The sequence below is a fragment of the Pseudooceanicola sp. DL12 genome, from assembly GCF_056270665.1.
In genome coordinates this window covers 4,183,049-4,194,330 of sequence record NZ_CM149884.1, presented here as the reverse complement: position 1 = coordinate 4,194,330, position 11,282 = coordinate 4,183,049, and the positions used below count along the sequence as shown (strand labels likewise).

Here is an 11,282-nt window from a genome sequence, read left to right as displayed (position 1 = left end):
TCTTGCCGGGCGGGCCGTGGCGCAATGGGCGCAGCGGAACGGTCATGGCCCGGTCGCTGCTTGCCGTTGCCCACCGGGCAGGTAGTTTGGGCGAAACTGGCCAGCCTTCAGGAGCCCGCATGGACCATCGCAATCTGGAAATGACCGTACTGATGACGCCCGACATGGCGAATTTCAGTGGCAAGGTGCACGGCGGGGCACTGCTCAACCTTCTGGATCGGGTCGCCTTTTCCTGCGCCTCCCGATTCTCGCAGCGCTATGCCGTCACGCTCTCGGTGGACCAGGTGACCTTCAAGGAGCCGATCAACGTCGGCGAGCTGGTCACCTTCCGCGCCAGCGTCAACCACACCGGGCGAACCTCGATGGAGATCGGCATCCGGGTCGAGGCACAGGAGATCCGCACCGGCATCTCGCGGCACACCAACTCGTGCTATTTCACCATGGTGGCGGTGGATGACGCCGGCAAGCCGGTGACCGTGCCCGAGCTGAAGGTGGACAGCGGGCTGCGCGAGCAGCGCTGGCAGGCAGCCGAAGTGCGGCGCGCCCTGCGCCGGGAATTCTCGGAGCGCATGCAAAAGGCCTCGGAGAGCAGCGGCCCCGACGCGGGCATCTGAGACCACGCGGGCAATCGGGGAACTGCGGCGGGGCCCATGGGGCCCCGCGCGTCATTTTGCGGCGATCAGGCGATCCCGGCCAGGCCCTGCACGAAGAGGTCCTTCAGCCGGTCCGGTTCGCAGCCGGTGGCCACGCGCACCGGGCGCCGGTCGGCGATGCTGCGCTGCGTCTTTCCGATGGCCTCGCCCTGCAGCACGACCTCGAGCGGGGTCTCGGTGCAATCGAGCAGGTCGGGCATGATGCAGGCCATCACGGCCAGCGGGTCGTGCAGGCCACAGCCGGGCTGACCCATGCTGTTGTAGAACTTCAGGTAATAGTCGCTGATGTCGCGCAGGAAAGGGCCATGCTCTGGCGCGCGCGTCGCGATTTCCTCGAAATCGGGGGCGGTCAGCAGCACCTGCATGGTCACGTCGAGGCCGACCATCACGATGTCGGCGCCGCTGGCCAGCACCACGTCGAGCGCATGGGGATCATGCCATGTGTTGGCCTCGGCGTGTTCGCTGACGTTGCCGCGCACGTCCAGCGCGCCGCCCATGAAGACGATCCGCGCCAGGTTGGTGGCGAACTCGGGGTCGAGCGCGATTGCGTCGGCCACGTTGGTGATCGGGCCGATCGGGCAGAGCACCAGCTCGCCCTTGTGCTCGCGCGCCATGCGCACGAGGAACTCGGCCGCCGATTCGTGATGGGCACTGCCGGCGGGGGTCATGGCGGGCAGATCGCCGAAGCCCTCGGGGCCATGCACCACGTGGGCGGGTTCGAAGGGCGGCAGGGCCATGGGTTTTTCCGCGCCATGGGCGACCGGAATGTCGAGGCCGGCGCGCTCCGCGAGGTAGAGCGCGTTGCGGGTGGCCTGCGCGGTGGTGACATTGCCGAAGACGGTGGTCATTCCGAGCAGCTCGATGTCGGGATGTGCGGCGGCGTAGAGAATCGCGAGGGCGTCATCCACGCCCGGATCGGTATCGATGATCAGCTTCATGAGGCGGCTTTCTGTTCTTGTTCTTCTTGCGGCGTACACGCGGCGGGGAGCGGAGTGACGCCTTGCTGGAAGGCTGCCTACTGCGCGCGCAGGGCATAGTCCAGCAAGGGGAATCGCGCCTGTCCGCCGACCGGGGAATGGCCGGAAGGGCGGGATGGGATCCAGGGAGCACGATGCGGTCGCGGCCAGTGGAGTGGCCTGTGAATTGGCCCTGAAAACCAAAAACCCCAGGGCGCCGGAGCGACCTGGGGTTTTCTGTAGAACGATGGTGCCCAGGAGAGGACTCGAACCTCCACGTCCATACGGACACTAGCACCTGAAGCTAGCGCGTCTACCATTCCGCCACCTGGGCCGGTGTCGTGGAGCGCCGTATATGGGGAGGGGAAAAGAGTGTCAACGGCGATTTTTGACATTTTTCACAAGTCCTTCACGTAAAGCGCCATATCGCCTTGCCCGGAAGGTTCACCGGGGCTAGGAACAAGGTGAATTGGCTAGCCGGAGGTCACCCAATGTCCAAGCTCGTCACCATTTTCGGCGGATCGGGATTCGTCGGGCGCTACATTGCACAGCGCCTGGCCCACCAGGGATGGCGCGTGCGCGTCGTCACCCGCCGCCCGGACGAATCTCTTTTCGTGAAAACCTATGGCAACGTCGGACAGGTGGTTCCGGTGTTCGGCAACATCCGCGATGACGCCTCCGTGCGTGCCGCGATGCTTGGCGCCGACGCGGTGGTGAACTGCGTGGGCACCTTCGATTCCAAGGGCAAGAACAACTTCGAGGCCGTTCAGGTCGAGGGTGCGGGCCGCGTGGCTCGGATCGCCAGCGAGCTGGGCCTTGCAACCATGGTGCACATCTCCGCGCTCGGGGCGGATGCCCAGGGCGAGAGCGAATATGCCCGCACCAAGGCCAAGGGCGAAGAGGCCGTTTTGGCCGGCTTCCCGGGCGCGATGATCCTGCGGCCCTCGATCATCTTCGGCAGCGAGGACCAGTTCTTCAACCGTTTCGCCGACATGTCCAAGTTCACCCCCTTCGTTCCGGTGGTGGGTGCAGAGACGAAGTTCCAGCCGGTCTGGGTGGATGATGTGGCCGCGGCCGCCGAGATGGGCGTCCTGGGCGCTGCGCCCGGCGGCATCTACGAGCTGGGCGGCCCACACGTGGGTACCTTTGCCGAGTGGATCAAGGACATGCTGGCCGTGATTCGCCGTCGGCGCGCGATCTTCCCGATGCCCTTCTGGATGGCGCGCATCGTGGCCGCCGTGACATTCGGTACGGTGATCACCCGCGACCAGATCAGGCAGCTGGCGCAGGACAATGTGTTGAGCGGCACTGAGAAGGGCTTTGCCGATCTCGGGATCGAACCGGTTTCGGTGCAGGCAGTCCTGCCGGATTACCTCTGGCCCTACCGTCCGTCGGGCCAGTACGCCGCGATCAAGGAATCGGCCAAGAACCTGAAAATCTGAGGTCTGTGCCTCCCCTCGATCGGGGGCGGAAGGTCATGAAAAAACCCGGCGTCGCGGCGCCGGGTTTTTTTCTGTCTCGATCCTGGCACGGGGCCGGGCCGAGCAGGCCGGCCCCGTTCGGGCGCCGCTCAGGCGATCGGTGTCTGGTAGAAGTAGGCGTACCAGAGCAGGAAGGCGCCCAGGATCACGCGGTAGATCACATAGGGCGTATAGCTGACCGATTTCAGCAGCTTCATCATCAGCGACAGCGCCAGCAGGGCCGAGAGGAAGGAGAAGAGCGCGGCAATCGACCCGTCGATCAGCGCCTGGTAGTTGGCCGTATGCACCACGTCGCCGATCTCGAACACGGCGGCGGCGATGATCGTTGGGATCGACATCAGCATCGAGAGCTTGGCCGCGGAGGTGCGGTCATAGCCGAGAAACAGTGCCGAGGTGATGGTGATGCCCGAGCGCGAGGTGCCGGGGATCAGGGCGATGGCCTGCCAGAAGCCCATCTTCATGGCATCCTTCAGGGTCCAGTCACTGTCGGCCTTCTCGCCGCCGTTGTCGGCGCGGCGGTCGGCGATATAGAGCACGATGCCGAAGCCCAGCATGGTCCAGCCGATCACGGCGACCGAACGCAGTTTTTCGTCGATGCCGGTAAGGGCCAGGAAGAGGCCGAAGATCATCACCGGGATTGTCGAGAGGATGAGCAGCAGCGCCAGCTTGGCGCCGGGCGTGTCGGCCTTGCCACGCGCCAGTCGGGGCAGCCCGCAGAGGGCCTCGAGGACATCGGACCAGAAGAAGATGATGACCGCGACCAGCGTGCCGACATGCACGGCAACGTCGAGGATCTGTCCCTGGTCGGTCATGCCGGTGAGGCCCGGCAGCAGAATCAGGTGACCGGACGATGAGATGGGAAGAAATTCGGTAATCCCCTGAATGATGGCGAGGATGAGAATCTGGTACAATGGCATAAGAGCACAGGCCTTTCGTCGTGCCGTCAAATGGATGGGTTCAGGTTTAATCCCTGACGACAAAGAGGGAAGCGGTTAAATGGGTCCGGTTTGGTACATAAATTCGGACCTCTCGATCACTTTTTGTGGTCGGTGGGGGCAAAAAGGTGCAATATAGGTCAGCACTTTTGACTTTTATTCCATTTCGCCTTGCTTTAAAAAGCCGCGACTGATGCGAGAAGGAGCTAGGCCGTGGCGAAGCAACCGATGCTGAAATTCGTGAACGTGGAACGGGACATGCCCGAGAAGCGGGATGCGAATGTGCGCGCACACGACTTCAACGAGATCTATGCCGAATTCGCTGCCGTGAAAGCAGAGGAACAGGCAAGCCGCTGCAGTCAGTGCGGTGTGCCCTATTGTCAGAGCCACTGCCCGCTGCACAACAATATTCCCGACTGGCTGCGCCTGACGGCCACCAACCGCCTGCAGGAAGCCTATGAAATCAGCCAGGCGACCAATACCTTCCCCGAGATCTGCGGCCGCATCTGCCCGCAGGACCGGCTGTGCGAAGGCAACTGCGTGATCGAACAGTCCGGACACGGAACTGTGACCATCGGCGCTGTCGAAAAATACATCACGGATACCGCCTGGGAAGAAGGCTGGGTCAAGTCGATCACCCCCAAGGTTGAGCGTGACGAGAGCGTGGGAATCATCGGCGCCGGCCCTGGCGGCCTGGCCGCGGCAGACATGCTGCGCCGCGCCGGCGTGCAGGTCACCGTCTATGACCGCTACGACCGCGCCGGCGGCCTGCTGACCTATGGCATCCCGGGCTTCAAGCTCGAGAAGGAAATCGTCATGCGGCGGATCCAGCAGCTCGAGCAATCGGGCGTGGAATTCCGGCTGAACTGCAATGTCGGCGAGGACCTGAGCTTTGACGCGATCCGCGGCAAGCACGACGCCGTGCTGATCGCCACCGGCGTCTACAAGACCCGCGACCTGAAGGGCCCGGGCAGCGAATCCACCGGGATCGTGCGCGCCATCGACTATCTGACCGCCTCCAACCGGGTGTCCAACTTTGGCGACGAAGTGGCCGAGTTCGAAAGCGGCGAGCTGAACGCCGCGGGCAAGAAGGTGGTGGTGATCGGCGGTGGCGACACCGCGATGGACTGTGTCCGCACCGCCATCCGCCAGGGCGCCGAGAGCGTGAAATGCCTGTATCGCCGTGACCGTGCCAACATGCCCGGCTCGCAGCGCGAAGTGAAGAACGCCGAGGAAGAAGGCGTGGAATTCGTCTGGCTGAGCGCCCCCGTGGGCTTTACCAGCGGCGTGGTCGAGCCGGGTGCCGCAGGCGCCGGGGCCGGTGCGGTGAAAACCGCCCTGGTGCAGAAGATGCGCCTGGGCGCGCCGGATGCCAGCGGCCGCCAGAGCCCCGAGGTGATCGAGGGCAGCGACTATCACGAAGAGGCCGACCTGGTGATCAAGGCCCTGGGCTTCGAGCCCGAGGACCTGCCCAAGCTCTGGGACACCGAGGGCCTGGAAGTGACCCGCTGGGGCACCGTCCGCGCCGAGTTCGGCAGCGGCCGGACCAGCCTGGATGGCGTTTACGCGGTGGGTGACATCGTGCGCGGCGCCTCCCTGGTGGTCTGGGCGATCCGCGACGGCCGTGACTGCGCCGAAGCGATCCTGGCCGACCTGGACGCCGCCGGCGCCATCGCAGCCGAGTAATCCGCCCCCGCGGACCCCTTCGGACAGGGGCAATACCCCCCTGTCCGCCTCCCAAATATGAATGACACGTTAAGAAACCCTAAGCCCCTGAATTCCCGGCATTCCGACGTCGGTATTACGTCGGTATCGCGTCGGTAAAGCGTCGGTGCGAGAGACGGCACGCAACGCACGGGGCAAAGGTTAAGAGTAAGCAAGGCTGACCTGAAAGGGCGCGCGATGACAGGGACGGAGAGGAAAGGGATCACGGGGCGCTGCCTCTGCGGATCCGTTCACGTCCGGGTCACGGAGCACCGGACCGACATCGGCATCTGCCATTGCAGCATGTGCCGCCAGTGGACCGGAAGCGCCTATGCCTTCTTTACCGCGCCCGACACCGCGGTGGAGATCGAGGGCGAGGTGAAGGCCTATCGGTCGTCGTCGTTCTCGCAGCGGGGCTTCTGCCCGACCTGCGGCAGCGGCATCTGGCTGAAGGACGACGGGTCGGACGAATATGAACTCTGCGCGGGATTGTTTGAGGACGCGCGAAATTATGCGGCGATCAGCGAGGCATATGTTGATCAACGCCTGGTTGCACTGACGATTCAGGGTGACCACAAGCGGGTGACCGCAGCAGAATATGAAGAGAAGTTTCCCTTCGTCGCTTCGGCTGATCTGCCGGACTGACGCGCCTGATGAAGGAGATAGCCATGACGACCTATGATGCAAACTGGGCCGCAGCCGAAGAAGCCAAGCGCAAGCACATGGAAGAGAATGGCATGTTCCGCGAGGAGCATGAGCATTCGTCCTGTGGTGTGGGCCTTGTCGTGTCCATCGACGGCAAGCCGTCGCGCAAGGTCGTGGAGGCCGGGATCACCGCGCTGAAGGCGATCTGGCACCGCGGAGCCGTCGACGCCGACGGCAAGACCGGCGACGGCGCCGGCATCCACGTGCAGATCCCCGTGCCGTTCTATCACGACCAGATCCGCCGCACCGGCCACGAGCCGCGCGAGAACGAGGCCCTGGCCGTGGGCCAGGTGTTCCTGCCGCGCACCGATTTCGGCGCCCAGGAAACCTGCCGGACCATCGTGGAGACCGAGGTCCTCCGCATGGGCTATTACATCTATGGCTGGCGCCACGTGCCCGTGGACATCGACTGCCTGGGTGAAAAGGCCAATGCGACCCGTCCGGAAATCGAGCAGATCCTGATCTCGAACTCCAAGGGCGTGGACGAGGAAACCTTCGAGCGCGAGCTCTATGTCATCCGCCGCCGCATCGAGAAGGCCGCCACCGCCAACCACGTCGGCGGGCTCTACATCGCGTCGCTCAGCTGCCGCAGCGTGATCTACAAGGGCATGATGCTGGCCGAGCAGGTTGCCGTCTTCTATCCCGACCTGCTGGACGAGCGGTTCGAGTCGACCTTTGCGCTCTATCACCAGCGCTATTCGACCAACACCTTCCCGCAGTGGTGGCTGGCGCAGCCCTTCCGCATGCTGGCCCACAACGGCGAGATCAACACGCTGAAGGGCAACGTCAACTGGATGAAGAGCCATGAGATCCGCATGGCCTCCTCTGCCTTTGGCGACATGGCCGAGGAGATCAAGCCGATCATCCCGCAGGGGTCTTCGGACTCGGCGGCGCTGGACGCTGTCTTCGAGGTGCTGGTGCGTGCCGGGCGGTCCGCGCCCATGGCGAAGACCATGCTGGTGCCCGAGAGCTGGTCGAAGCAGGCGATCGAACTGCCGCAGGCCTGGCGCGACATGTATTCCTACTGCAACGGCGTGATGGAACCCTGGGACGGCCCCGCCGCCCTGGCCATGACCGACGGCCGCTGGGTCTGTGCCGGCACCGACCGCAACGGCCTGCGCCCGATGCGTTACGTGGTGACGGGTGACGGCCTGCTGATCGCGGGCTCGGAAGCGGGCATGGTGCCCACGGACGAGGCCACTGTGCGCGAGAAGGGCGCCCTCGGCCCGGGCCAGCTGCTGGCCGTGGATACCGCCGAAGGCAAGCTCTACCACGACGTCGAGATCAAGGACCGCCTGGCGGCGAGCCAGCCCTTCGGCGAATGGGTGGGCAAGATCGTCGAGCTGGACGAGAAGCTGGCGCATGTGGAAGAGGCCCCGATGTACGAGGGCGCCGACCTGCGCAAGCGTCAGATCGCGGCCGGCTATTCCATCGAAGAGCTTGAAAACATGCTCTCTCCGATGGCCGAGGACGGCAAGGAGGCCCTGGCCTCGATGGGCGACGACACGCCCTCTGCCGTGCTGTCGAACAAGTACCGCCCGCTGAGCCACTTCTTCCGCCAGAACTTCTCCCAGGTGACCAACCCGCCGATCGACAGCTTGCGCGAATTCCGCGTGATGAGCCTGAAGACGCGCTTCGGCAACCTGAAGAACGTGCTGGACGAGAGCAGCGCGCAGACCGAGATCCTGGTGCTGGACAGCCCCTTCGTGGGCAACGCCCAGTTCGAGGAGCTGAAGAGCCATTTCCGCGCCGAGATGGTGGAGATCGACTGTACCTTCCCCGTCGACGGTGGTGACCACGCCCTGCAGGAGGCGCTGGAGCGCATCCGTGCCGAGGCCGAGGACGCCGTGCGCTCCGGCGGTGGCCACGTGGTGCTGACCGACCATCTGCAGAGCGAGACCCGCGTGCCGATGCCGATGATCCTGGCCACCAGCGCGGTGCATTCCTGGCTGACCAAGAAGGGCCTGCGGACCTTCTGTTCGATCGGCGTGCGCTCGGCCGAGTGCATCGACCCGCATTACTTCGCGGTGCTGATCTCTGCCGGTGCGACCATCGTGAACCCCTACCTGGCCGAGGACAGCCTGGCGGACCGCATCCGCCGCGGGCTGCTCGACGGCAGCCTGACCGAGAACATGGGCCGCTATCGCGAGGCCATCGACCAGGGCCTGCTGAAGATCATGGCGAAGATGGGGATCTCGGTGATCTCCTCCTATCGCGGTGGCCTGAACTTCGAGGCCGTGGGCCTGAGCCGCGCCATGTGCGCCGAGTTCTTCCCGGGCATGCTGAGCCGGATCTCCGGCATCGGCGTGAGCGGCATCCAGAAGAAGGTGGAAGAGGTGCATGCCCTCGGCTGGCTGAGCCAGCAGGACGTGCTGCCGATCGGCGGGTTCTACAAGGCGCGCAAGTCCGGCGAGACCCATGCCTGGGAAGCGCAGACGATGCACATGCTGCAGGCGGCCTGCAACCGCGGCTCCTTCGAGATCTGGAAGCAGTTCAGCGCCCGGATGCAGGCGAACCCGCCGATCCACCTGCGCGACCTGCTGGCGATCAAGCCGCTGGGCAAGGCGATCCCGATCGAAGAGGTGGAGAGCATCACCTCGATCCGCAAGCGCTTCGTGACGCCCGGCATGTCGCTCGGCGCGCTCGGCCCGGAGGCCCACAAGACGCTGAACGTCGCCATGAACCGCATCGGTGCGAAATCCGACAGCGGCGAGGGCGGCGAGGATCCGGCACACTTCGTGCCGGAGCCCAACGGCGACAACCCCTCGGCCAAGATCAAGCAGGTGGCCTCGGGCCGTTTCGGCGTGACCGCGGAATACCTGAACCAGTGCGAAGAGCTGGAGATCAAGGTGGCCCAGGGCGCCAAGCCCGGCGAGGGCGGCCAGCTGCCCGGCATGAAGGTGACCGACCTGATCGCCCGTCTGCGCCACTCGACCAAGGGCGTGACGCTGATCAGCCCGCCGCCGCACCACGACATCTACTCGATCGAGGACCTGGCCCAGCTCATCTATGACCTGAAGCAGATCAACCCGACCGTGAAGGTGACGGTGAAGCTGGTGTCCTCCTCGGGCGTCGGCACCATCGCCGCGGGCGTGGCCAAGGCCAAGGCCGACGTCATCCTGATCTCGGGGCACAACGGCGGCACCGGCGCATCGCCGGCCACCTCCATCAAGTTCGCGGGCCTGCCCTGGGAGATGGGGCTGACCGAGGCGCACCAGGTGCTGGCGATGAACCACCTGCGCGACCGCATCACCCTGCGGACCGACGGCGGGCTGCGCACCGGCCGCGACATCGTCATGGCCGCCATGATGGGCGCCGAGGAATACGGCATCGGCACCGCCGCGCTGATCGCGATGGGCTGCATCATGGTGCGTCAGTGCCAGTCCAACACCTGCCCGGTGGGCGTCTGCACCCAGAACGAGGCGCTGCGCGCCAAGTTCACCGGCACGGCGGACAAGGTGGTGAACCTCATCACCTTCTACGCCCAGGAAGTGCGCGAGATCCTGGCCTCGATCGGGGCGCGCAGCCTCGACGACGTGATCGGCCGCGCCGATCTGCTGCACCAGGTCAGCCGTGGCGCCGAGCATCTCGACGACCTCGACCTGAACCCGCTGCTGCTGACCGTCGATGGCGCCAAGGACATCGTCTACAACCGCCTGAAGGACCGCAACGCGGTGCCGGACACCCTCGATGCCGAGATCGTCCGCGACGCGGCGCGCTTCCTGCGCGACGGCGAGAAGATGCAGCTGTCCTATGCGGTGCAGAACACGCACCGCACCGTGGGCACCCGCACCTCGAGCCACATCGTGCAGAAGTTCGGCATGCGCAACGCGCTGCAGCCCGATCACCTGACGGTCAAGCTGACCGGCTCTGCCGGCCAGTCGCTGGGCGCCTTTGCGGCCCCGGGCCTGAAGATCGAGGTTTCGGGCGAGGCCAACGACTATGTCGGCAAGGGCCTGTCGGGCGGCACCGTGGTGGTGCGTCCGTCGATGTCGAGCCCGCTGGTGGCCAGCGAGAACACGATCATCGGCAACACCGTGCTTTACGGTGCGACCGACGGCTACCTCTTTGCGGCGGGCCGCGCCGGCGAACGTTTCGCGGTGCGCAACTCCGGCGCCAAGGTGGTGATCGAGGGCTGTGGCTCGAACGGCTGCGAGTACATGACCGGCGGCATCGCGGTGATCCTGGGCAGCATCGGGCCGAACTTCGGCGCCGGCATGACCGGGGGCATGGCCTATCTCTATGACCCCGAGGGCAAGGCGGCCGACATGATGAACATGGAGACCCTGGTGACCAACCCGGTGACCGTGCAGCACTGGATCAGCCAGCTGGAAACCCTGATCGAGCGGCACGCCGAGGAAACCGGCAGCCGCAAGGCACAGGACATCCTGCAGCACTGGGACCTGGAGCTGGCGAATTTCGTCCAGGTCTGCCCGAAGGAGATGCTGGCGCACCTGCCGCATCCGCTGAGCGAGGAAGAGGCCGCCGTTCCGGCGGAGTGACCTGCGGGTTCGAAGACAACGGGAAGGGCGGCCGCGGGGCCGCCCTTTTTCGTTGGGCGGTGTGGCGGAAAGGGCGGCGCTGCCTCCGGCGGGAGTATTTCGGGAAAGACGAAGGGGGCGGCGAGGGGGGGCGTCGCCGCGCTTCGGGAGGGGGAGCGCAGGCCGTATTTCTGGAAAGATGAAAGCGGACAGGCCCCTATGCGGGAGGCGGCGCGGCGGCTTTGCGCGGGAGGCGCGAAGGGGCCGTGGGCCGGGGCGGGAAATATGTGCAGGGGGCAGCGCCGGGGCGCTCCCGGCGGGGCGTGAGGCGGGGGATCGTTTGGAACGCCCCGGGGGCGGGTGCTAG

Annotated in this window: 7 protein-coding genes and 1 tRNA gene; 5 read left to right on the top strand and 3 right to left on the bottom strand. The window is 65.4% G+C overall.

Features of this window, described 5'->3' with window-relative positions:
- Positions 1-119: 119 nt before the first annotated feature.
- Positions 120-614, top strand: coding sequence for an acyl-CoA thioesterase (locus AC0WR5_RS19615; protein ID WP_475865502.1), 495 nt, complete (start codon positions 120-122; stop codon positions 612-614).
- Positions 615-679: 65 nt separating this feature from the next.
- Here the strand turns inward: AC0WR5_RS19615 and AC0WR5_RS19610 are convergent, their stop codons facing one another.
- Together AC0WR5_RS19610 and AC0WR5_RS19605 are read right to left on the bottom strand one after the other, a co-directional pair.
- Complete coding sequence (locus AC0WR5_RS19610) at positions 680-1,591, bottom strand: nucleoside hydrolase (RefSeq protein ID WP_475865500.1); 912 nt, start codon at positions 1,589-1,591, stop codon at positions 680-682.
- Between the two features lie 266 nt (positions 1,592-1,857).
- Positions 1,858-1,943: transfer RNA gene (locus tag AC0WR5_RS19605), tRNA-Leu, on the bottom strand.
- Between the two features lie 157 nt (positions 1,944-2,100).
- On the opposite strand from AC0WR5_RS19605, the gene AC0WR5_RS19600 reads away from it, so the two are divergent.
- Positions 2,101-3,051, top strand: a complete 951-nt coding sequence (locus AC0WR5_RS19600; protein WP_475865499.1) for a complex I NDUFA9 subunit family protein — start codon at positions 2,101-2,103, stop codon at positions 3,049-3,051.
- Positions 3,052-3,179: 128 nt separating this feature from the next.
- On the opposite strand, the gene AC0WR5_RS19595 is transcribed toward AC0WR5_RS19600, so the two are convergent.
- Positions 3,180-4,007, bottom strand: a complete 828-nt coding sequence (locus tag AC0WR5_RS19595; protein WP_475865497.1) for an undecaprenyl-diphosphate phosphatase — start codon at positions 4,005-4,007, stop codon at positions 3,180-3,182.
- A 231-nt stretch (positions 4,008-4,238) separates the two neighbouring features.
- On the opposite strand from AC0WR5_RS19595, the gene AC0WR5_RS19590 reads away from it, so the two are divergent.
- From AC0WR5_RS19590 to gltB, 3 genes are all read left to right on the top strand, one after another.
- Positions 4,239-5,711, top strand: coding sequence for an NAD(P)-dependent oxidoreductase (locus AC0WR5_RS19590; protein ID WP_475865495.1), 1,473 nt, complete (start codon positions 4,239-4,241; stop codon positions 5,709-5,711).
- Between the two features lie 216 nt (positions 5,712-5,927).
- On the top strand, positions 5,928-6,374 hold the full coding sequence (locus tag AC0WR5_RS19585) for a GFA family protein (protein WP_475865494.1): 447 nt from the start codon (positions 5,928-5,930) through the stop codon (positions 6,372-6,374).
- Positions 6,375-6,397: 23 nt separating this feature from the next.
- Positions 6,398-10,936, top strand: coding sequence for a glutamate synthase large subunit (gene gltB, locus AC0WR5_RS19580; protein ID WP_475865492.1), 4,539 nt, complete (start codon positions 6,398-6,400; stop codon positions 10,934-10,936).
- Positions 10,937-11,282 lie beyond the last annotated feature (346 nt).

Coding starts and splice junctions, on each gene's coding strand:
- AC0WR5_RS19615 (WP_475865502.1), top strand. CDS start 120: ATGGACCATCGCAATCTGGAAATGACCGTACTGATGACGCCCGACATG.
- AC0WR5_RS19610 (WP_475865500.1), bottom strand. CDS start 1,591: ATGAAGCTGATCATCGATACCGATCCGGGCGTGGATGACGCCCTCGCG.
- AC0WR5_RS19600 (WP_475865499.1), top strand. CDS start 2,101: ATGTCCAAGCTCGTCACCATTTTCGGCGGATCGGGATTCGTCGGGCGC.
- AC0WR5_RS19595 (WP_475865497.1), bottom strand. CDS start 4,007: ATGCCATTGTACCAGATTCTCATCCTCGCCATCATTCAGGGGATTACC.
- AC0WR5_RS19585 (WP_475865494.1), top strand. CDS start 5,928: ATGACAGGGACGGAGAGGAAAGGGATCACGGGGCGCTGCCTCTGCGGA.
- gltB (WP_475865492.1), top strand. CDS start 6,398: ATGACGACCTATGATGCAAACTGGGCCGCAGCCGAAGAAGCCAAGCGC.